This window comes from Polaribacter litoreus (assembly GCF_054584775.1).
Map to the genome: position 1 here is coordinate 60,432 of NZ_JBTLRD010000016.1, position 24,043 is coordinate 84,474.

Below are 24,043 nucleotides of genomic sequence, written 5' to 3' on the forward strand. Positions count from 1 at the left end.
ATTTACAGTTTCGCTTTTTTTATGTTTTACCAAATAAATCATCTTTAATTCTGGGCAATTGCAAATGAAATTTCACGGCAATCAATCGAACAGTTACAATTACTGATGCAGAAATAATGAAAATTAAATCTTTAGAAATATCAAAATAAGATAATATCAAATATGTTATACCACCAGCCAAACAAGCTGATGCATAAATTTCTTTTTCAAAAATTAGCGGAATTTTATTAGTTAAAACATCACGTAAAACACCTCCAAAAACTGCTGAAATCATCCCCATAATTAAAGCAATAATAGGGTGCAAATCAAAACTTAAACCTTTTTGCAAACCCAATAATGTAAATACGCTAATGCCCACTGTATCAAATAAAAAGTGAGTTTTATATAAGGGTAATATTTTACTTTTAAATAAAAAAGTAGCAACAACAGCAATTAATATTGTCCATAAATAGTTTAAATCTCCAATCCAATTTATGGGATGTGCATCAATTAAAACATCACGTAGCATGCCACCACCAACAGCCGTTACAAAAGCAATAATAACTACACCAAATAAATCAAATTTTTGATCAGAAGCCACTAAAGCTCCACTAATTGCAAAAGCGAATGTACCTAAAATATCTAAAACATAAATGAAATCCATTTAAACTGTAACTTCAGTAAATTTAATCTGCAATTCTTTTTGAATTTGATGAATTTTCTCTAATTCTGATGGCAATATAAATGCCAAAGAAGTACCTGTTTTTCCTGCTCTTGCAGTTCTACCACTTCTATGGGTATAATATTCTAATTGTTCTGGTAATTGATGGTGAATTACAAACTCTAAATCTTTTACATCAATACCACGTGCAGAAACATCAGTAGAAATTAAATATTGTAAACTTTCATTTTTAAAAGCACGCATTACTTTATCTCTTTCTTTTTGTTGCATATCTCCTTCTAATGCAGCTGTAGAAAATCCTTCTTCAATTAATTGTTTTGCTAAATTTTGAGCACCAGCTTTTGTTCGGCAAAAAATAATTCCTCTTTGATCGTTTCTTTTTTCTAAAAACGAAATGATATCCCCTACTTTTTCTTTTAATGATGTTTTGGTGTATTGATGACGAATATTTGCATTTACCAAAGCATTTTTATTTACTTCAATTCGTGGTGCATTTGCATCCATATACGTTTTTACAATTCTTTTAATTTCATCTGGCATTGTAGCAGAAAATAACCAAGTTTTTCGATCTGCTTTCTTTGTAAATTTTAAAATTCGATTTAAATCTTGCTTAAAACCCATACTCAGCATTTCATCAGCTTCGTCTAAAATAACGGTTTTTACATGGCTGATATCTATTGCTCCTCTTTCTATCAAATCTATTAATCTACCAGGAGTTGCAATAACAATATGCGTAGTTCTTTTTAAATTATTCATTTGACGATCAATTTTTTCACCACCAAAAACTGCTTCTAAAAATATACGTTGGTCTACATATTTTGTAAACTTAAATAACTGTTTTTTAATTTGTTGCACCAATTCTCTTGTTGGCGATAAAATTAAGGCTTGAATATGCTCAGAATCTGCATCAATTTTGCTTAAAACAGGCAAACCAAAAGCTGCTGTTTTTCCAGTTCCTGTTTGTGCCAATCCAATAAAATCAGTTTTAGAATTTAATAAAATTGGTATTGCTTTTTCTTGGATTTCAGTTGGCTTAGAAATCCCTATTTCTTTTATTGATTTTATATAATCTTTATGAATTCCGAGTGCAGAAAATGTTGACATTGTTTCTTAATTTTGTGCAAAGATACTTTTATTAATGTGTAATAAAACAAATTACATAAATTGCTCCAAAAAAAATGGCCTAAATTAATTTTAGATTTAGAAAGATTTTATCATTTAATTTTTAAAATTATAACGATTTAATTTAGCAGTACTTTTAATACATCTTCTCTAATTCTTGCAGGTTTAAAGGTTTTAGCATTTAACATTGCCCAAACTGTTTTGGCTTTTACAAGCAAAACATCACCTTTATAAAACTCCATAAAACGTACAGAAGTAATTCCTTTGGTTTCACCAACCCAAGTTTTTACAGTAATTTCATCGCCCAAACCCGCTTGTTTTAAATAATCTATTTCGTGCCTTACAACAACCCAAACGTATTGAGGCAAAGGATGATCTTTGGTTAAAAATGCCCAATGTTTTGTGGCAATGATATCCATCCATTTTACATAAACCAAATTGTTTACGTGTTGTAAATTGTCTATATCATCCGTAGAAACTGTAATTTTTAGTGTAAAAATCTGCTGCATTTTATAGCTTTTGGCAAACTTAAAGATTTTAATATTTGTATAGTAATTATTGATGATAGATTTAGATGAATCTTTTTATAAATGTTGATATTTGCAGCTTCTTATGACAAAGTTAGCAAACGAATTAGGTACAGAAAAAATTGGTAAACTCTTAATAAAACAAGCAGTTCCTGCCACAATTGGTATTTTGGTTATGTCTTTAAACATGATTGTAGACACCATTTTTGTTGGGCAATGGGTAGGTGTTTTGGCTATTGCAGCCATAACAGTTGTTTTACCAATTGCATTTTTAATTTCTTCTATTGGAATGGGAATTGGAATTGGAGGAAGTTCAATTATTTCTAGAGCTTTAGGTGCAGAAAACTCAGAAAAAGCTTTTTTAACTTTTGGTAACCAGATTTGTTTAACCCTTATTTTAGCCATTATTTTTGTTTTATTAGGAAACTTTTTTAGTGTACCAATTTTAAATTTATTTGGTGCTAAAGGTGATATTTTACCAATTGCATCAGAATATTTTGCAATGGTTATTTTTGGAGTGCCATTTTTGGCTTTTGCAATGATGGGAAATCCAGTAATTAGAGCAGAAGGAAAACCAAGATTTGCTATGTATGCCATGATAATTCCTGCTGTATTGAATATTGTTTTAGACATAATTTTTATCAAGTTTTTTGATTGGGGAATGACAGGTGCTGGTTTAGCTACTTCCCTTTCTTTTGCTAGTTGTGGTTTGTTTATTTTGTATTTCTTTCTATCCTCTAAAAGCGAATTGAAAATTATTCCTAAAAACTTTGCTTTAGATGGAAAAATCGTAAGAGAAATTGTAGAATTAGGTGGAGTATCTGTAGTAAGACAGGGTGCTATAAGTATTTTAATGATTGTTTTAAATTATTCTCTTTTTACATATGGAGGAGAAATTTCTATATCTATATTTGGTATTATAAATCGAGTAATGATGTTTGCCTTATCTCCTGTTTTAGGGGTTTCTCAAGGTTTTTTACCTGTTGCAGGTTTTAATATTGGTGCAGAAAAAAATGATCGAGTAAAAGAAACCATTAAAAAATCTATTTATTTTGGTTCGGTATTGGGTACAATTATATTTATCGGTATTATATTTCTAAAGGAAGAGATAATTTGGATTTTCACTAACGATACTACTTTACTTTCGGAAACCCCAAATGCTATGATTATTGTATTTTTAGCTACACCTATTGTAACTATGCAATTAATTGGTTCTGCTTATTTTCAAGCTGCAGGAAAATCAATTCCCGCTTTATTTTTAACACTATTAAAACAAGGAATATTTTTAATTCCTTTAGCTTATGTGTTACCAAAATATTATGGAGTTGTTGGTGTTTGGTGGTCTTTTCCTATTGCTGATGTATTATCTACTGTAATTACAGTTTGGGTTGTAAAACGAGAAGTTGATACAAATTTACAATAGATCTACACGCTCTTTAACTAGTTTTTACGACATCCATTTTTTTAACTAGCATGTAATTTTACTTTATAAAAAACTTTGTAGAGCCATCTCATAGCCTTTTAAGCCAAAACCAAAAAGAACTCCTTTTGCTGCAGGAGCAATATGACTATGGTGCCTAAATTCTTCACGAGCGTGAACATTAGAAATATGTAATTCTACCACAGGTGTATGAATAGCTTTTACAGCATCACCAATTGCTACAGAAGTATGCGTGTACGCTGCAGCGTTTAAAACAATTCCATCGTAATCGAAACCAACTTCATGTAATTTATTGATAATAGCTCCTTCACTATTAGATTGATAATACGACAATTCTATATTTTTAAATTTCAATTGTAATTGTCTAAAAAAATCCTCGAAAGTTTCAGAACCATAAATATCTGGTTCGCGTTTTCCTAATAAATTTAAATTTGGTCCGTTAATAATGATTAGTTTCATAAAACATTTTAAGTTGTAAATATAAACTTTATTTTTAGCAAATGAAATGGCAAAATGCAATTAAAGATTATCAAAGTTATCTAAAAATTGAAAGAGGATTATCTAAGAATACGATAGAAAGTTATACGAGAGATTTAGAAAAATTGACTTGGTTTTTAGATAAAAATGATATCAACACCTCACCTATTGTTATAGCTGAAAATACGGTACAACAATTTATTTATGAAATTGCTAAGCAAGTAAACCCTAGAAGTCAAGCAAGAATTATTTCTGGTTTACGAAGCTTTTTTGATTATTTAATTTTTGAAGATTATAGAGAAACGAATCCTACAGATTTAATTGAAGCTCCAAAAATTGGTGTAAAATTACCAGATACTTTATCTGAAGATGAAATTAATGAGTTAATCTTAGCAATCGATTTAAGTCATCCTCAAGGAGAAAGAAATAGAACTATTATAGAAACCATGTATAGTTGTGGTTTACGGGTTAGTGAGTTAATTTCTTTAAAAATCTCAGATTTATTTTTTGAAGAAGGTTTTATAAGAGTTATTGGAAAGGGAAACAAAGAACGTTTTGTACCCATTCATTACAATGCCCAAAAATACATTACTATTTATATTGATGAAATTCGTTGTCATTTAAAACCGGTTAAAGGTTATGAAGATACACTGTTTTTAAATCGGCGTGGCAAAGGATTAACTAGACAAATGATTTTTACTATTTTAAAAAACGTAGCCACAAAAATAAATCTAAATAAAAAAATCAGTCCGCATACATTACGTCACTCTTTTGCAACTCATTTATTAAAAAATGGTGCCGATTTAAGAGCAATACAACAAATGTTAGGTCATGAAAGCATTACTACTACAGAGGTTTATGTACATTTAGATAGAAGTTATTTAAAAGAAGTAGTTGAAACATTTCATCCAAGAAAAAGTTCATCCTAACTTTCACAAAGAGAAAAGCACTATATTATTGATAATAAAGTATTTATGTAATCATTTCTTGATAAAATTTATTTCTGATTTTACTTATTTACCCTTTTCATCAACATTGATTGCATTATTAAAAATAATATTCTTTAACGTGAGTTCGATTTAAAAACCACCAATTATTAACATACTATAACTTTTATTCTTTGAAACGAATGCCATTTTTACTGAAATTGAGAAATCTTAATTTAACGTTGAGATTTCTCAGCGACACTATTTTCGAAATGACAATCTACTGTTTTTCTACAAAATAAACTTATATCAAACTCATGTTCTTTATTTAAAACAAACTTTGCTGCGTATCATCATCTGTATTTTCCTTTTTCTTTTGAATTGCTTTCTTTAAAAGCTCGTTCTTTTTGTTTTCTTTGCTTTCTGCATCTATAGTTGCAGGTTTTTCAACCGCAGGAATTTCTAATGGTAATTTATCTTCAATCACTTCTTCTTCAACCACTTCAACATCTTCCGCTTTTTCTTCTTCTGGTTCTTCGTAAGGTAATGATTCTAATAAATTTACATTTTTAATACGCTCTGTTGTTAATTGATTTCCAAGAGCTTTTATCCCTTTTACAGCAATAAATTCTTCGAAATTAACTTCTTCATTAGCTAAACTTCTTTTAGAAAATTGCACTTCTGCAATTGGTCTATAATCTGTAGCAACAATTTCTAATTTAGATTTTGGATGTTCAGAAATAAAAAGTTCTTCTTTTTCTGGTGTTTCTATCAAAAAGCGTTTTACATAATATTTGGCTTTTTCACCATCAAAATAAATTGCAGAAATGGGTTTATTAGGTTTCCATTTTTCTAAAACAATCATATCATCATCAAAATGCATTGCCAAATCTGGTTTTACAGCTTTCGCCTTACCCTCTTGAGTTATGATTAACAGCTTATCTTCTGCTCTAAATTCACCCAACAAATCTCCTCTTTCATCAACATTTAAACGTTGTACAGTTTCATCGAACCAAATTTTACGAGGTTTTAAAGTGGATACTCCTGCAGATTTAAAATCGATACTTTTAATAGCAAACTTGGTAATAGTATTTCCACGAACTCCTCTACCTTTTACAGCTAAATCAGCAAAATCGATGTCCCATTTTAGTTTTTTAATACTACCAACAGCTCTTAAATTTATGGTAACCACTTCTGCTTCTCCATTCGGATTTGCAGAAAAATATAAGACTTTAGAACCTTTACTACCATTGGTTAAATCGTATTCTTTATCACGAGTTACAGCAGTAACCGCAAAACGTTTCATATAACTTGGACCTCTTGTACCATCTTTATACATAAAATTATAAATGGTTCGTTTATCTTTCTTTTTAAAGACGGCAATGTGAATAATATCTTTACCTACAAAGGTTTTAGCATCGATTTTGGTTACCATCATTTTACCATCTCTTCTAAAAACGATAATGTCATCAATATCAGAACAATCTGCTACAAATTCGTCTCTTTTTAAAGAAGTACCAATAAAACCTTCTTCTCTATTTACGTACAATTTAGCGTTTTTCATAGCTACTTTTGATGCCACAATATCATCAAAAATTCTAATTTCAGTTTTACGCTCTTTACCTTTTCCGTATTTTTCTTTTAGGTTTTTAAAATAGTCGATTGCAAAATCAATAAGATGATCTAAATGATGTTTTACACCTGCAATTTTTTCTTCTAAACTTTCTATATGTTGTTTGGCCTTGTCAATATCGAATTTTGATATTTTCTTGATTCTAATTTCCGTTAAACGAACAATATCTTCTTCAGTAATTGCTCTTTTTAAATGAGTTATATGTGGTTGTAAACCTTTATCAATCGCTTCAATTACACCTTCCCAAGTTTCTTGTTCTTCAATATCTCTATAAATCCTATTTTCTATAAAAATTCGTTCTAAGGACGAAAAATGCCATTGCTCTTCTAGTTCGTTTAACTGAATTTCTAACTCACGTTTTAACAATTCTACAGTTAAATCTGTGGAATGTTTCAACATATCAGAAACTCCTGTAAACACAGGTGTATTATTTTTAATAGTACACGCTAAAGGCGATATTGATGTTTCGCAATTGGTAAATGCATACAAAGCATCAATAGATTTATCTGGTGATACGTTTGGTGGCAAATGCACCAAAATTTCTACTTGAGCTGCAGTATTATCTTCAATCTTTTTTATTTTGATTTTACCTTTATCATTGGCTTTTAAAATGCTATCAATTAAAGAAGAAGTTGTTGTAGAAAACGGAATTTCATTTATCACCAACGTTTTTTTATCTAATTGCGAAATTTTTGCTCGAATACGCACCCTTCCTCCTCTTTTACCATCATTATAATTGGTAAAATCTGCAATTCCGCCAGTTAAAAAATCAGGCACAATTTTAAAACTTCTACCTTTTAAATATTTAATAGAAGCATCTATCAACTCATTAAAATTGTGTGGTAATATTTTAGTTGATAAACCAACTGCAATTCCTTCTGCTCCTTGCGCTAATAATAAAGGGAATTTTACAGGTAAATCTATAGGTTCTTTTCTTCTACCATCATAAGACAATTTCCATTCTGTTGTCTTCGGATTAAATACAACTTCTAAAGCAAATTTAGACAAACGTGCCTCAATATATCTAGATGCTGCAGCTCTATCTCCTGTTAAGATGTTACCCCAGTTTCCTTGCATATCAATCAGCAATTCTTTCTGACCAATTTGAACCATAGCATCAGCAATAGAAGCATCTCCATGTGGATGATATTGCATAGTATGCCCAACAATATTGGCTACTTTGTTGTAACGTCCATCATCTAAATCTTTCATAGAATGCATAATTCTACGTTGTACAGGTTTTAATCCGTCTTCTAAAGAGGGTACTGCTCTTTCTAAAATTACATACGAAGCATAATCTAAAAACCATTCTTTATACATACCAGTAACTTTGGTAATGGTTTCTTCTTGAGGCGAATCTAATTGTTCACCTTCGTTCGTTAATTCTTCTTCGTGTTCGTTCTCGTTTATTTCTTCACTCATTCTTTTTAAACGTTTAATTGTTTAATCGTTTAATTGTGTATTTGTTTCTTTGGGCGTTCCCTAAAGGTCGGGCTTTACGTTATATCTTTTTTATGAAAAATAAAAAAGGATGCCACTCCAATCCCTAACGCAGGCATACTTGCTAATTATTTGCAATTACGTAATTAATTTTCTATCAATTTATTTTGTTTCTTTCAGACCTCACAGGTTTTAAAAACCTGTGAGGTCTTTTTAATATGTTTATTATTTAAATTATAACCAAAATTGTAATTTTTATTTACTATAAACTTGCTCAAAGTCCTTTCCTTTGGAAAGGATTTAGGATAGGATTCATCTAAATCGTTGAAAACTAACTCTATATTTTTGTCGTAATTCGTTCATTTCTTTTTGATGTCTTCAATTTCTAATCGCAAATTTAAATTATCACTTAGTAAATCTCTCATTTTTGTAAATATTCTAATAATTTTAATATTTACAGCAATAGCTCTATCACTTCTCAACAGGTCACAATTTATTTTATAATTTTCCTTTTATCTCTTGTAACTGTTGAACATCAAGTAAATCTTTAGGTCTTTGTGCCTTTAACTTACTGTCTATTAGGTCATCATAAGATAAAACTCTCCATTTTAATACTTTTTCTCCCTCTATAATTGCTTCTTCACTGTTTTTATATGCCTCATCAAATGTTTTTACTGATGAAAACCGTGTAATTAATTCTAAATCTAAATCAACAGGTGAAAATTTTACAGAAATATTTTGCATATTAGCCTTCACCTCTTTTGGAAAATCATCAATTTCATAATCCATACTTCTAAATACTTGTATCAAGTTTTTTAGATTTTCATCAGAAGTTGAAATCCAAAAATCTACATCAGCAGAATGTCTTTGATAGCCGTGAAAATTAACAGCACCTCCACCAACCATAATCATTTTTACCTGAAACTGATTTGCTAAAGCTATGAACTTATTTATTTTACTCTCCCAAAGTTTTTGCATCAATTACGATTTTAAAATTTTCATTATTTTCTTTCTTATGAGATGGAAAATCCTTCAATTGATACATCAACTTAAAAAAACTTTGTACACGCTGAGAAGGATTAAGTTTTAAAAACTCATCTAATTGGTTTTGATTACTTTGTTTTTTTGTTTGAAATTTTATTTCCATACTGTGTTACATTCTATTTAATTCCAAATTATAAAAATAAAAGGATTTTAGGATAGACTTTCCTCAACATAATCTAGTTCCACTTTTAAATTTTGGATGATAAACTTTTGTCTGTCAGGTGTATTTTTACCCATATAAAACTGTAGCATTTGTTCAATAGACATTTCTTTGTCTAACATTACAGGATCTAAACGAATATCATCACCAATAAAATGAACAAATTCATTTGGCGAAATCTCACCCAAACCTTTAAATCGTGTTATTTCTGGTTTTCCTCTTAACTTTTCAATTGCCTCTCGCTTTTCTTCATCAGAATAACAGTAGAATGTTTGTTTTTTATTTCTTACTCTAAATAAAGGCGTTTCTAGAATATATAAATGTCCTTCTTTTATCAATTCTGGGAAAAACTGTAAGAAAAATGTGATTAATAACAAGCGAATGTGCATACCATCAACATCGGCATCAGTAGCAATTACAATATTGTTATAACGTAAATCCTCTAAACCATCTTCAATATTTAAAGCAGCTTGTAAAAGGTTGAATTCTTCATTTTCGTACACAATTTTTTTACTTAATCCGTAAGAATTTAAAGGTTTCCCTTTTAAACTAAAAACGGCTTGTGTATTTACATTTCTAGATTTTGTTATTGAACCAGAAGCAGAATCTCCCTCAGTAATAAACAAGGTCGTTTCTAAATAATTTTCCTTTTTAATATCACCTAAATGAATTCGACAATCTCTTAATTTTTTGTTGTGTAAACTCGCTTTTTTAGCCCTATCTCTTGCTAATTTTCGAATTCCAGAAAGTTCTTTTCGTTCTTTTTCTGCTTGCAAAATTTTCTTTTGAAGCTTATCTGCAATTTCTGTATTTCTGTGTAAAAAGTTGTCTAATTTTGTTTTAACAAAATCGTTGATATAAGTTCTAACTGTTGGCAATTCACCACCCATTTCTGTAGAACCTAATTTTGTTTTGGTCTGACTCTCAAAAACGGGTTCCATCACTTTTATAGCAATTGCTGCTATTACTGATTTTCGAACATCAGAAGCTTCGAAATTTTTACCAAAAAAATCTCGAATGGTTTTTACAATAGCTTCTCTAAACGCAGCTTGGTGTGTACCTCCTTGTGTAGTATGTTGCCCATTTACAAAAGAATAATACTCTTCTGAATATTGCGTTTTACTGTGTGTAATAGCAACTTCTATATCATCTCCTTTTAAATGAATTATTGGATACAACATGTCTTCTGTATTGTTATTATCCTCTAACAAATCTTTTAAACCATTTTTAGAAAAGAACTTTTCTCCATTAAAAATAATGGTTAAACCCGGATTTAAATACACATAATTTTTAAGCATTTTGGCTACATATTCATTTCTGAATTTGTAATTCTTAAAAATGGTTTCATCCGGAATAAAAGAAACTTTAGTTCCTTTTCTGCGCGAACTTTCTTCTAAAAACTCTTGGTTTTCTAAATTTCCTTGGCTAAATTCTGCTGAGGCAGATTTTCCTTCTCTAGAGGATTCTACTCTAAAATAAGAAGACAATGCGTTTACAGCCTTTGTACCTACACCATTTAATCCTACCGATTTTTTAAAGGCTTTAGAATCGTATTTACCACCTGTATTCATTTTAGAAACCACGTCAACCACTTTTCCTAAAGGAATTCCACGTCCATAATCTCGAACTGTAACCTTGTGTTCTTTAATGGAAATTTCAATGGTTTTCCCTGCACCCATTACATATTCATCAATAGAATTGTCTAAAACTTCTTTAACAAGTATGTAAATTCCATCGTCTGCAGAAGAACCATCACCTAATTTACCAATATACATTCCAGGACGCATTCTAATGTGTTCTTTCCAATCTAAAGACCTGATATTATCTTCGGTATATTTTGTTTCTTGACTCATAAAATCTTTACTGTGATTAGGTTTGATGTACTGGACAATATAGCATTATCATCATTTAAATAAAACAGCAAAATCAATTAGTTATTAACATAATTTCAACGATAGTTTTAGCTTTTGGCAACTCGCTTTTAACTGTTAGCAAATAGCGAAAAGTGAATAGCTAACAGCCGAAGAAAATCACAAAAAAAAACAATATGTTATATTTTTAAACAAAACATTAAATACTCAACATTTTAATTACTTTTGGTGCGTAAATCAAATTAAAACAAAGTGGAAAACACACAACTTTTGGCGTTAGCAAATAAATACGGAAGTCCTTTATATGTTTACGATACAGATAAAATAGAATCGCAATACAACAGATTAACCAATGCATTTAGCAATGTAAAAAATCTGAAATTAAATTATGCTGTTAAAGCACTTTCTAACATAAATATTTTAAAATTCTTTAAAAATCTAGGTTCTGGTTTAGACACAGTTTCTTACCAAGAAGTGCAATTGTGTTTAACAACTGGAATCGAGCCTCATGATATTATTTTTACACCAAATGGAGTTTCTTTAAAAGAAATTGAGGAAGTTGCAAAATTAGGGGTTCAAATTAATATTGATAACCTTTCTATTTTAGAACAATTTGGTCAAAAGCATCCAGAAATTCCTGTTTGTGTACGTATCAATCCGCACATTATGGCTGGTGGAAATTCAAAAATTTCTGTAGGTCATATCGATTCTAAGTTCGGAATTTCTATTCACCAAGTACCTCACATTAAACGTGTTGTAGAAAACACAGGAATGAATATTAACGGAATTCACATGCACACTGGTTCTGATATTTTAGATATCGACACTTTTTTACGTGCTTCAGATATTTTGTTTGATGTTGCTCGTCAGTTTAAAAATATTGATTTTATCGATTTCGGAAGTGGCTTTAAAGTTCCTTATAAAGAAGGAGATATTTCTACGGATATTGAGCAATTAGGTGTTCAATTATCAGAAAGATTCAACGAATTTTGTGCAGAATATGGTAAAGACATTACGTTAATGTTTGAGCCTGGTAAATTCTTGGTTTCTGAAGCTGGTGTTTTCTTAGCTAAAGTAAATGTGGTGAAACAAACAACCTCTACAGTTTTTGCGCATGTAGATTCTGGTTTTAATCATTTAGTAAGGCCAATGATGTACGATTCCTATCATCATATCACTAACATTTCTAACCCACAAGGAAGAGATCGATATTATTCTGTGGTTGGTTATATTTGCGAAACTGATACGTTTGCATCGAACAGAAGAATTTCAGAAATTTCTGAAGAAGATGTTTTATGTTTCCACAATGCTGGTGCGTATTGTTTTTCTATGGCATCGAATTACAATTCTCGTTATTTGCCTGCAGAAGTAATGTTGGTTAATGGTCAAGATTATTTAATTAGAAAAAGACAAACAATTGAAGATATTTTAAACAATCAAGAAGTTGTTGAATTTTCTTCAAAAAAAAAGACTAAAAAAGCAGAAGTAACTGCTTAAATTTTATAAAATATTTTTCTATAAATCCACTAAAGAATTCATTTTTTTAGTGGATATTTTTTTACATTTACTCAACTATAAAAACCAATAACAATAATGAAAATTTTAGGAATAGGAAGTAATTATGTTACCGATTTAAAAGAAATTGAAGAAAAAAAGAAAGGTAAAAAATTTATTTTCTCTAAACCAGAAACAGCATTGGCTGTAAACTGCAATGTTCCTTATCCAAGTAGTATTACCAACCAATTAATCTACGAAGTAGAATTGGTAGTAAAAATTGGCAAAGAAGGTAAAAACATCAGTAAAGAAGAAGCAAATTCTTACATTTCAGAAATTGCTGTGGGTATCGATTATACAGCTACTGATATTTTAAAAAATGCTAGAGAAACTAAACATCCTTGGGAATTTGCCAAAGGTTTTGATGGTGCTGCACCAATTTCTAGTTTTCAACCGGTTTCTGATTATAATTTAGGTGATATTGATTTTGATTTAAAAATTAATGGAGAAGAAAAACAAAAAAGCAATACAGCATATATGATTAACGATTTTGCTGATATTATTTCTTTTATTTCTGAATACATGACCTTACAACCTGGCGATTTAATTTTTACAGGAACTCCGGCTTTGGGTAAAGGAGAAATTTTTAAAGGAGATCATTTACAATGTTCTGTAAATGGAGAATTGTTATTAGATTTTAAAATGATATAATTTTTTATTGATGAAAATCAGACTTTCTAAAATTGAGGATATTCCGCAAATTGCAACAATTATAAACGATGCAAAAGAGCTTTTAGCATCTCTTCATATTGATCAATGGCAAAATGGCTATCCAAACGCTGAACAGGTAGAAAACGACATCAAAAATAATGAAAGCTATGTAGTTGTAAATGATGAAGGAACAGTGATAGCAACCTCAATGTTTACTTTAAGAAAAGAACCTACTTACAAAGAAGTTATTGATGGCAATTGGCTAATTTCTGAAGATGAAGTATATGGCGTAATCCATAGAATGGCCATTAAAAAAGAATACAGAAAATTAGGTTTAGCAACTTTTCTTTTTGATGAATTTCATCAACAATTAAAAGACAAAAACATACAAAGTTTAAAGATAGACACACACGAAGATAATTTGGGTATGCAGTCTTTAATCAAAAAATTGGGCTACAAATACTGTGGAATTATTTACACCAGTTACAACGCAAAACGTTTGGCTTTTGAGAAAGTAATTTAAAACAATTACCAATAAAAAGACCCTTCAGGTTTTTAAAACCTGAAGGGTCTAAAGCAAAATAAAACTATATTTACAACCTCATAAATTCATTTTTATGAGGTTTCTTTTTTCAAAAAAATCAATTCAAAATGCAAATTCATCAGTACATCATTCAACAAACACAGATTTCAGAAAAGTCTATAAAAAACACGCTTTCATTATTAAATGAAGACGCTACCATTCCTTTTATTTCTAGATATAGAAAGGAAATGACTGGCAATTTAGATGAAATTCAAATTGGTGAAATTGTAAAATTTAAAGAGCTTTTTGAAGCCTTAGAAAAACGTAAAAAAGCAATTGCAAAAGCTTTAGAAGAACAGAATGTTTTAACTCCAGAATTAACTTCAAAAATCAACAACACAAAAGATATTACCTCTTTAGAAGATTTGTATTTACCTTTTAAAAAGAAACGAAAAACCAAAGCAGAAACAGCACGTTTACATGGTTTAGAACCGTTGGCAAAAATGATGATGAGTCAACGCGTAAATGATTTGGAATATACTGCTTCTAAATACACCTCCAACGAAGTTGAAACAGTTGAGAATGCTCTAGAAGGCGCACGTTTTATTATTGCAGAATGGATTAATGAACGTACAGATATCAGGAATAATATTCGTTATCAGCTAGAACGTTTTGCTACAATTTCATCAAAAGTAATTAAAACTAAAAAGGAAGAGGAGAAAGCACAAAAATTCAAAGATTATTTTGATTGGAATGAATCGTTAAACCGAATTCCATCACACAGATTATTAGCCATTTTACGTGCAGAAAAAGAAGGTTTTATTCGTGTTAAGATTGAAATCGATACAGAACGTGCCTTGCAAAAAATGGAAGACAGAATTATTCGTACTAACAACGAATGTACAATACAAATTCAATTCGCTATTCAAGATGCCTTTAAACGCTTACTATTTCCATCTTTATCCAATGAAGCCTTGTCAAAAGCCAAAGAAAAAGCAGATGATGAAGCTATTGTTGTGTTTTCTAAAAACCTAAAACAGTTATTATTAGGCGCTCCTTTGGGTGAAAAAAGAGTTTTAGCTATTGATCCAGGATTCAGATCTGGTTGTAAAATAGTTTGTTTGAATGAGCAAGGTGAGTTACAACACAACGAAACTGTTTTTCCTCACGCTCCTCAAAATCAATCTTTTGATGCGATTAAGAAAATTAGTTCTTTGGCAGAAGCTCATAAAATTGAAGCCATTGCTATTGGAAATGGAACTGCTTCTAGAGAAACAGAACAGTTGATTAAAAAAATTCAATTTAAAAACCCTGTAGATGTTTTTGTAGTGAGTGAAGCTGGTGCTTCTATTTATTCCGCTTCTAAAATTGCCAGAGATGAGTTTCCAAATTTCGATGTTACAGTTCGTGGAGCAGTTTCTATTGGTAGACGTTTGCAAGATCCTTTGGCTGAATTGGTTAAGATTGATGCAAAATCGATTGGAGTTGGACAATATCAGCATGATGTAGATCAAACCAAGCTAAAAAAATCTTTGGATACAGTTGTAGAAAGTTGCGTAAACACAGTTGGTGTAAACATCAACACTGCAAGTGAATCTTTATTGAGTTATGTATCTGGAATTGGCCCAAAACTAGCAGAAAATATTGTACAATATAGAAACGAAAATGGTGCTTTTACCTCAAGGACTGCAATAAAAAAAGTGCCACGTTTAGGAGGCAAAGCATACGAACAAGCTGCAGGATTTTTACGAATTAAGAATGGAAAAAATCCTTTAGATGATTCTGGCGTACATCCCGAAAGTTATGCTTTGGTTGATAAAATAACGAAAGATTTAAATACTAAAGTAGCTGAAATTATTGGTAATAAAGAGTTGCTTCAAAAAATCAATCTTAACAATTATATCTCAGATACAGTTGGTTTACCTACGTTGCAAGACATCATCAAAGAATTAGAAAAACCAGGGGTTGACCCAAGAGCGAAAGCTAAAGTGTTTTCATTTGATAAGAATATAAAAACGATGGCTAATTTAAGAATTGGACAACTCTTACCAGGAATTGTAAATAACATTACTAATTTTGGCTGTTTTGTAGATATTGGTATCAAGGAAAGTGGTTTAATCCACGTTTCTAATTTATCAGATACTTTTGTAAAAGATGTCAATGCCATTGTTTCTCTACAACAACAAATTGTGGTAAAAGTATTAGAAGTAGATGTGGTTAGAAAACGAATTCAATTGGCTTTGGTTAAATAAAAATTTAATACATTTAGATTATGACTAAAAAAGAAAAAACAGACTCTTGGGATGACTTAAGTGATTTTCAAAAAAATGAAATACAACAAGAGGTTAACGAATTAAATAAAAAGAAAAAAGTCTCTTGTGATGATGTTAAACAAAAACTTTCAAAATTGAAATAAAACACATTTTTATTAAGCATTAGAAATAAAAAATTTTAAATATTATTTAGTTTTACAACAACAATTTGAGGTAAATGTATTAGAAATTGATGTGGTTAGAAAACGAATTCAATTGGCTTTGGTGAAGTAAATTTTATTTTAACAAATCAAAAAACACTTAACCCTTCAGGTTTTAAAAACCTGAAGGGTTTCTTTTTTATTAACAATTTTAAAAGAAAATAATTAAATATTTTATATTTTCTTATTTTCGACCTCGTAAAAAACATAAATGAAAGTCTGTATCGCCGAAAAACCAAGTGTAGCAAGAGAAATTGCTAACATCTTAGGAGCCAACACAAAACGTGATGGTTACTTTGAAGGTAATGGCTATGCTGTAACCTATACTTTCGGACATTTATGTACCCTTTTAGAACCAAAAGATTACAAACCACATTGGAAAAGTTGGGATTTGAATAACCTCCCCATGTTACCAGAACGCTTTGACACAAAAGTAACAGGAGATTCTGGCATTAAAAAACAGTTCAATATTGTAAAAAGTTTGTTCGAAAAAGCAGATGTTGTCATCAATTGTGGGGATGCAGGAACAGAAGGAGAACTCATTCAACGTTGGGTAATTAATCAATGTAATTATAAAGGAAAAGTACAACGTTTATGGATTTCTTCGTTAACTGAAGAAGCCATTAAAGACGGATTTAACAATTTAGAATCCGCAGAAAAATACGACAACCTCTATTATGCTGGCTATTCTAGAGCAATTGGAGATTGGCTTTTAGGTTTAAATGCAACACGTTTATACACTGTAAAATTCGGCGGTTATAAACAAGTTTTGTCTGTTGGTAGAGTGCAAACTCCTACTCTAGCCATGTTAGTGAACAGGTATTTTGAAATCAAAAATTTTAAACCACAACCTTATTGGGAATTACAAACTACCTATAGAAATACACTATTTAATTATGAAGATGGTCGTTTTCTTAAAAAAGAAGATGGTCAAGTATTGGCAAACAAAGTTGCTGAATCTGATTTTGAAATTGTTTCTGTTACTAAAAAGAAAGGTAAAGAATACGCACCTAAACTTTTTGATTTAACAGGTTTACAGGTATATTGTAATAATAAATTCGGGTTTTCTGCGGATGAAACTTTAAAAATCGTTCAGAAATTATACGAAATGAAAGTAGTTACCTACCCAAGAGTTGATACTACTTTTTTACCTGATGATTTGTATCCTAAAATTCACGGAATTTTATCAAAATTGACAAATTATAGCGAACTTACGCAACCACTCTTAGGTAAGAAAATTAAGAAAACAAAGCGTGTTTTCGATGATAAAAAAGTCACAGATCACCATGCTATAATTCCAACAGGAATTCAAGGAAATTTGCAATACAATCAGCAACAAGTTTATGATATTATCACAAGAAGATTTATTGCTGTTTTTTATCCAGATTCTGATGTTTCTAACACATCTGTAATGGGTAAAGCTGCAGAAGTGCCTTTTAAAACTACTGGTAAGGAAATTATAAATAAAGGTTGGCGCGTTGTTTTTGAAAATCCTAAAGTCATTGCGAACGAAGTGAAGCAATCTCAACCTGACAAACAGATTACTTCGTCGAAAACTCCTCGTAATGACAAAAATGTCTTACCCTCATTTGTAAAAGGTGAAAAAGGAACTCATGAACCTTCGTTTTTAGAAAAAGAAACCAAACCACCAAGAAATTATACAGAAGCTAGTTTATTACGCGCCATGGAAACTGCAGGAAAACAAGTAGATGATGATGAAATGCGCGAATTAATGAAAGAAAATGGAATTGGAAGACCATCAACCAGAGCAAGTATTATTGAAACTTTATTTAGAAGAAAATATATTGAACGTAAGAAAAAACTGGTTTTACCAACACAAACCGGAATTGATTTAATAAATATTATTGATAACGAACTTTTAAAATCTGCTGAATTAACGGGTAGATGGGAAAAACGTTTAAAAGAAATTGAACGTGGCGAGTTTAATGCTGGAACTTTTATCAACAATATGAAAAAAATGGTTGATCAGTTGGTTTATGAAGTACGTTCTAATACTACTAAAAAACGAATTTCCTCTGTCATTGCGAGTGAAACGAAGCAATCTTCAAATAATCAAAAGATTTCTCCACAAGGTCGAAATGACAAGAAAAAAAAGCAAGTAGCTGGAAAAACTTGTCCGAAATGTAAAACAGGAAAACTGTTAAAAGGTTCTACTGCTTTTGGTTGTTCTGAGTATAAAAATAATTGCGATTTAAAAATTCCTTTTAAAATTTATGATAAAAAAGTTTCTGAAAATCAGATTATAAGATTAATTGATAAAGGTTGTACTACCAATTTAAAAGGTTTTGTTTTAAATGATGAAAAAGTTGAAGGTTTAATTCGTTTTGATGATAATTTTGCTTTAAAACTTGAACCTAAAAATAAGATTTCTCCACAAGGTCGAAATGACAAAAACAGTGCAGAGCAATCATCAGAAAAAATTTTTTGTCCTAAATGTGCAACAGGAACCATTTTAAAAGGTAAAACTGCTTACGGCTGTTCTGAATACAAAACCGGTTGCGATTTTGTGTTTACGTTTGAAAACATCAAAAAAATAGCCAATGGAAAACCATTGACTAAAGAATTGGTATTACAAATATTAAAAAGTTAACTTTTTTATTTTTTGGAACTTTGTTTTTTTAATCATTTTTTAAAGGAATGAATTCCATCATATTCAGTAAAATCATTTGTTCAGAATAAGAATTCTAGTTCGCATCTTTTTCTGTAATTTGTAAAACGTTTAAAAATCCATGTACATTGCTTGTTCCAAGGCCGCGAATATTTATATCGATAATTCCTTCATCATTAGGTAGAACATCAGTAATAGAAATTAATTCATATAAATTATTCTTATGGTTTACAGAAGCTGTAGCGTTATTGATACTTATTTCAGTAGCAGTTCCAATATAATTTCTAGAACAAAAAGCTATAAAATCATACGCCTTAGTTGTATCTAAATTAGAAAGCCTTAAGGTTGATGTTGATCCATTTGGTGTTTTAAAACAATCTCTTTCAGCTTCGTATGGAAAGTTTGCTAAAGGATCATCACTTGTACCAGAAAAGTGTGCATCATGGTTTTCAAACGGAGCGATAACTTCTATATCTATACCTGATTCTGAGGCTGTAGTAGTGCTTAAATTTGTAAGTTTAGCTCCAGTAGATACTCCAATACCAGGATTGCTAAAGCTATTCCATGGAAAAACCAATTCATACCCATTTACACTTCTTCCGAAATCTATTTGAATTACCATTGCATTTGATACAACAATAACTTTATCAATTCTTTCTTGTAACTGCTCTTTAAAATTACCATTACTTAAAGCTGAAACCAATTGTTGTGCAATGTTTAAGTCGCTTTGCGATTTAGAATTTTCTAAATTTTCTACAGCTACTTCAGCTTTTAATCTTGAAGAAATTAGACTTTCATATGCTGGATGATATCCGACATTAATCAAAGCGTTGTTGTTGCCTAAATTTTTATAATTTATAGACTCTGAATGGTTGTCAAACCCTTGGTATTCTATACTTGAAATATTTGCATCAGCATCTATTAATAATGATAATGAATGTTCTCTAAAAGAATCATCAACATCCATAAAATCTAAAGAGAGTGTAACTGTATTTTCTTTTTTAGATTGATTAATTTTAGTGTTTTTTGAAGATATTAAATATTCATAAACCGAATCTATAGTTGCCATCCACATATTATCTAGGCCAGATGCACCATATCTAGAGGCTAACCCTTCCATAACCCATTTAAAAGACTCGAACCTCATAGAACCACCATTGGTAGTTTCATTTTCACCCAAGTTAATTCTGTGTGTTCCTAATGTAATCCACACGTGTTGATTATTGTCTGATTTGGCATTTGTTAATAATGTTTCTATAAAATCGAAATCGCTAGAAGTTCTGTTGATGGTATTATCTTTCCAAGTATCAAAATCTCTAGACAAACCTAAAGCAGGTTTTGTTATCCAATATTCTGCGTATCTGTTCGAACTATGACCAAATTCGTTATTAGGATTGTTGATATTATTCACCAATTTTAAATAGCCTTGTTCTGCCAATTCTATAGTTATTGGATCATAAAGCGGATCGTTACTTGGAGCTGTAAAATTTCGTAACTTTAAACCAAGTACTTCTTTTAACTTTTTGTAATTTTCGGTTATTTGAAAAAGTATTTCTTGATCTCTAATCTCAGGGTCATTATTAAAACCAGGTGATGTAAATTGATTTTGTGCAGACCAACTATGATTTGTTATTGAAAAATTTTTCACATAACTATCCTTCAACATAAATGCATTCATGTTACTAATTGGATTATCATCAAAATTAATTGAACTCATATTTACATTTAAAGTGGCCGAAAACGGAATATTATTTCCTGCCCCATCTGTATAAAATAACCCTGGATAATCAGGAATACTTCCTTCATTATGTATTATGGTTCCTCCAGTAAACATGGGTACAGCCACTCTATATTGGCCCACTAAACCATCATCTAAATCAAAACTAAACGCAAATTCTTTATCGTATTTGTAAAATGCCTTTTCAACATTTACATAGGTTGGTTCAGCATCAAAAGTGATTGTGATTTTTTTTGAATTTGAAGCATTCATCTGCGTTTCAGAAAAAAATATACCCGAATTTATACCTTGTGCATGCGCTACTGTAGTAAATAACCACAAAAAGAAAGCTATTTTTTTCATACTCTATAAAAAGTTTTTTATTGATACTACTAAAAAGTGAGTACCATCAAAAATAGTAGTAATAAGGTTTTTAGAGTTTGCATTCAAATCCATAATTGGAGTAATCTTATCAGGAAATAAAAATTGATTTCCGTAATCTAATGTCCATTGCCCAGTGGCATCTTGGTTAACCAAAAACATATAAGTTGCTCCTAATATCGGGCTTGTAGGATTCTGTAAAATGGTGTCTTCAGTTAATACAATTTTATATAGGTTACCTTCTGTACCACTCCAAGAAATACTGCCTCCACTTGAGTTTAATATGTTAATTTTATTGCTAATAACTCCTGATAATTGAGCAGTTGAACTAGCTTCTAAATAGGAATTTCCGGCGATACTATCTGCAGTTTTAGCATGCAAAGCAAAAGGTACACTTAATATTTGACTTGTTGCTGATATGCTATAATTTGCTCCACCAGTTAAATCAATTTCAGTTTTAATAAAATAAGTACCAACAGACCAGTTGATATTAGAAAAATCACCAGTTAAAACAGCCCCTTCTCCAATTTCTAAACTCACTAACCCATTATTATTGGTTGTAGGTGTTTGCGTTTCTACATATACAGGAGTACTTCCTTGTAAAATACTGATTTGCATACCTACTTGTTGACTTACAACTAAGGTATTATTGACATCTCTTAATACAGCTTGGTAACTCATTTTTTCTGGAGCTTGACCATAGGTAAATAAAGAATTTAAAATAACGATAACTACAAATACTATTTTTTTCATAATGATTTATTTCTTGATAATTTTCAGAGCTTTTAATAATAAATTAGATTTGGTAACTTTTAGCAGATAAACTCCATTAGAAATATCTTGTATTTCAATTGTTGTTTTTGTGTCAATAATTCGTCCACTCTTTAATTGTTTTCCTTGAAGATCAAAAAGAGCGTACTCCAATTTATCTTGAGGCGTATTAGATGTTTTTAAAACAAGTTCACCAGAAGTTGGATTTGGATAAGTGGTAAGCGTAAGGATCATAGATTTATCATCTAAAACACTGAGCACCTGAAATTCAAAAGGCTGTTGAACTCCTTGAGCAACTGAACCAGTATTACTAGAGGCAGTTGTATACACTAATTGACCAAGAGTAAAGGCTACAGAACCTGAATTACTACTATTAGTAATACCTGAAGATGTTATGGAAGTTTGTGAATATAAAAAAGGTGTTATACATAACAACACACCCAAAAAGATGTTTTTTTTCATAGCTTTTTCTTTTAAAATAACTTTTTTAATCTTCTCCTTAATACTAAAGAATGATGATCATTACAAAAATACTTTTTTTTTTAAAACAGGCAAATAAATAACTTTTTTAAGTTTAAAGGAACCCTATTATTTAGTTCATTCATCATTTAGATTTTTTATCAAACAAAAATAAAATGATAACGTCGACTTAAATCATTTGCCATTCTACCTTAGCCAATCTACCTTAAATAAGGTAAAAATATTTTATCACAGTAAATAAATTGTACGGTTATCCGTAAAACTCAAATAAAATTCAAATTACTAAGGGTCTCTTTTGTTATTAACTTATAACAATCCATTCATCAAATAAACTTTTGAATAATTTTATGACTTGAGTGCTGCATAACTTTTCTGGTATAATATGTTGAAAATTAACTGAATCTCATTTTGAGCTTTACATCATAAATTTTAAAAATAATCTCAAATAAACTACTCAAAAGCTTGATCTTTATATTATATTAGTAACTTCTTGAATAAAAAAATAATAAGCCAAACTTTTAATGGATTTTACAAACCCGCTAGTATATGGTGTTCCTTGTTTTTTAGCGCTCATTTTGGTAGAGTTAACTTACAGCAAACATCATAAAAAAAAGAAAAATATAGACCTTTATAAATGGAAAGATTTAGCAGCTAGTTTAACCATGGGAATTGGTTCTACAATTATAGCTCCACTAACCAAAACCATTGCTGCTATTGTTCTTTTTAATTTTGTTTATGATGTTTTTAACCCTGTAATTGATGGTGTTAGAACTAATATTATGGGCTATGATTCTTTTGGATATGCTTGGTATATTTGGATAATTTGTCAGCTTTTAGACGATTTTAGTTATTACTGGTTTCATAGACAAAATCATAATGTTCGTTTTTTATGGGCTGCACATATTGTACATCATTCTTCAGATAATTTTAATTTAGGAACTGCTGTAAGAAATGGTTGGTTTACTATTTTCTACAAACCCTTTTTTTATATGTGGATTCCTGCTATAGGTTTTCCGCCAGAAATGTTAGTCGTTTGTTTAGGAATTGAAGCTTTATGGCAATTTCAATTGCATAGTGTGTATATTCCGAAGTTAGGTTTAATCGAAAAATTTATGAATACACATACCATGCATCAAGTGCATCATGCACAAAACATAGAATATATGGATAAAAATCATGGTGGATTTTTAAATATTTTTGATCGTGTTTTTGGCACTTGGAAACCACTTGACGAATCTATTGATATTAAATACGGAGTTACAAAACCACCAAATTCTTACAATCCGTTTGTAATTCTTACCCACGAATACAAAGATATTTGGTTAGATATGAAAAAATCTAAAAATTGGTATCATAAATTTATGTACGCTTTTGCAGCTCCTGGCTGGAGCCATGATGGAAGTACTTTAACCATAAAGCAACTACAGAAGAAAATTAAAGAAGATAATAAATAGTGCTTTTTTTAAGCAAGTTTGTTGGCAAACAAGTTTAGGTACTATCTTTAATTCCTAATTTATTCTGTTAATTTTTCATTATTTTTGTTTTAACAGAGAGGAAACACA

General features: G+C 30.2%; 20 protein-coding genes. 9 read left to right on the forward strand and 11 right to left on the reverse strand.

The window, feature by feature from the left end; translation table 11 throughout:
- Positions 1–19: 19 nt before the first annotated feature.
- From ACW9UN_RS13790 to ACW9UN_RS13800, 3 genes are all read right to left on the reverse strand, one after another.
- The gene (locus ACW9UN_RS13790; protein ID WP_459486885.1) at positions 20–643 is read right to left on the reverse strand and encodes a trimeric intracellular cation channel family protein; all 624 of its coding nucleotides are present in this window, start codon (positions 641–643) and stop codon (positions 20–22) included.
- On the reverse strand, positions 644–1,765 hold the full coding sequence (locus tag ACW9UN_RS13795) for a DEAD/DEAH box helicase (RefSeq protein ID WP_459486886.1): 1,122 nt from the start codon (positions 1,763–1,765) through the stop codon (positions 644–646).
- A gap of 137 nt (positions 1,766–1,902) precedes the next feature.
- Positions 1,903–2,349 (reverse strand): acyl-CoA thioesterase, encoded by a 447-nt coding sequence (locus tag ACW9UN_RS13800; RefSeq protein WP_459486904.1) that lies wholly within the window; start codon positions 2,347–2,349, stop codon positions 1,903–1,905.
- Positions 2,350–2,395: 46 nt separating this feature from the next.
- Here ACW9UN_RS13800 and ACW9UN_RS13805 point away from each other — a divergent pair, with 46 nt between their 5' ends.
- The gene (locus ACW9UN_RS13805) at positions 2,396–3,733 is read left to right on the forward strand and encodes an MATE family efflux transporter (protein ID WP_459486887.1); all 1,338 of its coding nucleotides are present in this window, start codon (positions 2,396–2,398) and stop codon (positions 3,731–3,733) included.
- Positions 3,734–3,796: 63 nt separating this feature from the next.
- Here ACW9UN_RS13805 and aroQ read toward each other — a convergent pair whose 3' ends face one another.
- Positions 3,797–4,210, reverse strand: coding sequence for a type II 3-dehydroquinate dehydratase (gene aroQ, locus ACW9UN_RS13810; RefSeq protein WP_459486888.1), 414 nt, complete (start codon positions 4,208–4,210; stop codon positions 3,797–3,799).
- 41 nt (positions 4,211–4,251) lie between these two features.
- Here aroQ and xerD point away from each other — a divergent pair, with 41 nt between their 5' ends.
- The gene (gene xerD / locus ACW9UN_RS13815; protein WP_459486889.1) at positions 4,252–5,157 is read left to right on the forward strand and encodes a site-specific tyrosine recombinase XerD; all 906 of its coding nucleotides are present in this window, start codon (positions 4,252–4,254) and stop codon (positions 5,155–5,157) included.
- Positions 5,158–5,482: 325 nt separating this feature from the next.
- Here xerD and ACW9UN_RS13820 read toward each other — a convergent pair whose 3' ends face one another.
- From ACW9UN_RS13820 to ACW9UN_RS13835, 4 genes are all read right to left on the reverse strand, one after another.
- Complete coding sequence (locus ACW9UN_RS13820) at positions 5,483–8,209, reverse strand: DNA gyrase/topoisomerase IV subunit A (RefSeq protein WP_459486890.1); 2,727 nt, start codon at positions 8,207–8,209, stop codon at positions 5,483–5,485.
- 516 nt (positions 8,210–8,725) lie between these two features.
- Complete coding sequence (locus tag ACW9UN_RS13825; RefSeq protein WP_459486891.1) at positions 8,726–9,205, reverse strand: DUF6036 family nucleotidyltransferase; 480 nt, start codon at positions 9,203–9,205, stop codon at positions 8,726–8,728.
- Complete coding sequence (locus ACW9UN_RS13830; RefSeq protein ID WP_459486892.1) at positions 9,183–9,374, reverse strand: hypothetical protein; 192 nt, start codon at positions 9,372–9,374, stop codon at positions 9,183–9,185. The genes ACW9UN_RS13825 and ACW9UN_RS13830 overlap by 23 nt, the downstream gene beginning before the upstream one ends.
- 47 nt (positions 9,375–9,421) lie before the next feature.
- Positions 9,422–11,284, reverse strand: coding sequence for a DNA topoisomerase IV subunit B (locus tag ACW9UN_RS13835; RefSeq protein WP_459486893.1), 1,863 nt, complete (start codon positions 11,282–11,284; stop codon positions 9,422–9,424).
- Positions 11,285–11,554: 270 nt separating this feature from the next.
- Between ACW9UN_RS13835 and lysA the strand changes: the two genes are divergently transcribed.
- The 6 genes from lysA to ACW9UN_RS13865 all read left to right on the forward strand — a co-directional run bounded on the left by lysA (position 11,555) and on the right by ACW9UN_RS13865 (position 19,114).
- A complete protein-coding gene (gene lysA / locus ACW9UN_RS13840) occupies positions 11,555–12,799 on the forward strand; it encodes a diaminopimelate decarboxylase (protein ID WP_459486894.1) in 1,245 nt (414 codons plus the stop codon).
- A 96-nt stretch (positions 12,800–12,895) separates the two neighbouring features.
- A complete protein-coding gene (locus ACW9UN_RS13845; RefSeq protein ID WP_459486895.1) occupies positions 12,896–13,507 on the forward strand; it encodes a fumarylacetoacetate hydrolase family protein in 612 nt (203 codons plus the stop codon).
- A 10-nt stretch (positions 13,508–13,517) separates the two neighbouring features.
- A complete protein-coding gene (locus tag ACW9UN_RS13850) occupies positions 13,518–14,030 on the forward strand; it encodes a GNAT family N-acetyltransferase (protein WP_459486896.1) in 513 nt (170 codons plus the stop codon).
- Positions 14,031–14,158: 128 nt separating this feature from the next.
- On the forward strand, positions 14,159–16,282 hold the full coding sequence (locus ACW9UN_RS13855) for a Tex family protein (protein ID WP_459486897.1): 2,124 nt from the start codon (positions 14,159–14,161) through the stop codon (positions 16,280–16,282).
- Between the two features lie 20 nt (positions 16,283–16,302).
- Complete coding sequence (locus ACW9UN_RS13860; protein ID WP_459486898.1) at positions 16,303–16,446, forward strand: hypothetical protein; 144 nt, start codon at positions 16,303–16,305, stop codon at positions 16,444–16,446.
- 268 nt (positions 16,447–16,714) lie between these two features.
- The gene (locus tag ACW9UN_RS13865; protein WP_459486899.1) at positions 16,715–19,114 is read left to right on the forward strand and encodes a DNA topoisomerase 3; all 2,400 of its coding nucleotides are present in this window, start codon (positions 16,715–16,717) and stop codon (positions 19,112–19,114) included.
- 94 nt (positions 19,115–19,208) lie between these two features.
- On the opposite strand, the gene ACW9UN_RS13870 is transcribed toward ACW9UN_RS13865, so the two are convergent.
- Genes ACW9UN_RS13870 through ACW9UN_RS13880 form a run of 3 tightly spaced genes read right to left on the reverse strand, consistent with a single transcriptional unit; the run spans position 19,209 to position 22,463 of the window.
- Complete coding sequence (locus ACW9UN_RS13870; RefSeq protein WP_459486900.1) at positions 19,209–21,212, reverse strand: hypothetical protein; 2,004 nt, start codon at positions 21,210–21,212, stop codon at positions 19,209–19,211.
- Between the two features lie 3 nt (positions 21,213–21,215).
- A complete protein-coding gene (locus ACW9UN_RS13875) occupies positions 21,216–21,983 on the reverse strand; it encodes a DUF8740 domain-containing protein (RefSeq protein WP_459486901.1) in 768 nt (255 codons plus the stop codon).
- 6 nt (positions 21,984–21,989) lie between these two features.
- Positions 21,990–22,463 (reverse strand): T9SS type A sorting domain-containing protein, encoded by a 474-nt coding sequence (locus ACW9UN_RS13880; RefSeq protein WP_459486902.1) that lies wholly within the window; start codon positions 22,461–22,463, stop codon positions 21,990–21,992.
- A gap of 539 nt (positions 22,464–23,002) precedes the next feature.
- Here ACW9UN_RS13880 and ACW9UN_RS13885 point away from each other — a divergent pair.
- Positions 23,003–23,935: a sterol desaturase family protein gene (locus ACW9UN_RS13885; RefSeq protein ID WP_459486903.1), complete on the forward strand. Its 933-nt coding sequence runs from the start codon at positions 23,003–23,005 to the stop codon at positions 23,933–23,935.
- The last annotated feature ends 108 nt before the right edge of the window (positions 23,936–24,043 follow it).

Coding starts and splice junctions, on each gene's coding strand:
- ACW9UN_RS13790 (WP_459486885.1), bottom strand. CDS start 643: ATGGATTTCATTTATGTTTTAGATATTTTAGGTACATTCGCTTTTGCA.
- ACW9UN_RS13795 (WP_459486886.1), bottom strand. CDS start 1,765: ATGTCAACATTTTCTGCACTCGGAATTCATAAAGATTATATAAAATCA.
- ACW9UN_RS13805 (WP_459486887.1), top strand. CDS start 2,396: ATGACAAAGTTAGCAAACGAATTAGGTACAGAAAAAATTGGTAAACTC.
- aroQ (WP_459486888.1), bottom strand. CDS start 4,210: ATGAAACTAATCATTATTAACGGACCAAATTTAAATTTATTAGGAAAA.
- xerD (WP_459486889.1), top strand. CDS start 4,252: ATGAAATGGCAAAATGCAATTAAAGATTATCAAAGTTATCTAAAAATT.
- ACW9UN_RS13820 (WP_459486890.1), bottom strand. CDS start 8,209: ATGAGTGAAGAAATAAACGAGAACGAACACGAAGAAGAATTAACGAAC.
- ACW9UN_RS13825 (WP_459486891.1), bottom strand. CDS start 9,205: ATGCAAAAACTTTGGGAGAGTAAAATAAATAAGTTCATAGCTTTAGCA.
- ACW9UN_RS13830 (WP_459486892.1), bottom strand. CDS start 9,374: ATGGAAATAAAATTTCAAACAAAAAAACAAAGTAATCAAAACCAATTA.
- ACW9UN_RS13835 (WP_459486893.1), bottom strand. CDS start 11,284: ATGAGTCAAGAAACAAAATATACCGAAGATAATATCAGGTCTTTAGAT.
- ACW9UN_RS13845 (WP_459486895.1), top strand. CDS start 12,896: ATGAAAATTTTAGGAATAGGAAGTAATTATGTTACCGATTTAAAAGAA.
- ACW9UN_RS13850 (WP_459486896.1), top strand. CDS start 13,518: ATGAAAATCAGACTTTCTAAAATTGAGGATATTCCGCAAATTGCAACA.
- ACW9UN_RS13855 (WP_459486897.1), top strand. CDS start 14,159: ATGCAAATTCATCAGTACATCATTCAACAAACACAGATTTCAGAAAAG.
- ACW9UN_RS13860 (WP_459486898.1), top strand. CDS start 16,303: ATGACTAAAAAAGAAAAAACAGACTCTTGGGATGACTTAAGTGATTTT.
- ACW9UN_RS13865 (WP_459486899.1), top strand. CDS start 16,715: ATGAAAGTCTGTATCGCCGAAAAACCAAGTGTAGCAAGAGAAATTGCT.
- ACW9UN_RS13870 (WP_459486900.1), bottom strand. CDS start 21,212: ATGAAAAAAATAGCTTTCTTTTTGTGGTTATTTACTACAGTAGCGCAT.
- ACW9UN_RS13875 (WP_459486901.1), bottom strand. CDS start 21,983: ATGAAAAAAATAGTATTTGTAGTTATCGTTATTTTAAATTCTTTATTT.
- ACW9UN_RS13880 (WP_459486902.1), bottom strand. CDS start 22,463: ATGAAAAAAAACATCTTTTTGGGTGTGTTGTTATGTATAACACCTTTT.
- ACW9UN_RS13885 (WP_459486903.1), top strand. CDS start 23,003: ATGGATTTTACAAACCCGCTAGTATATGGTGTTCCTTGTTTTTTAGCG.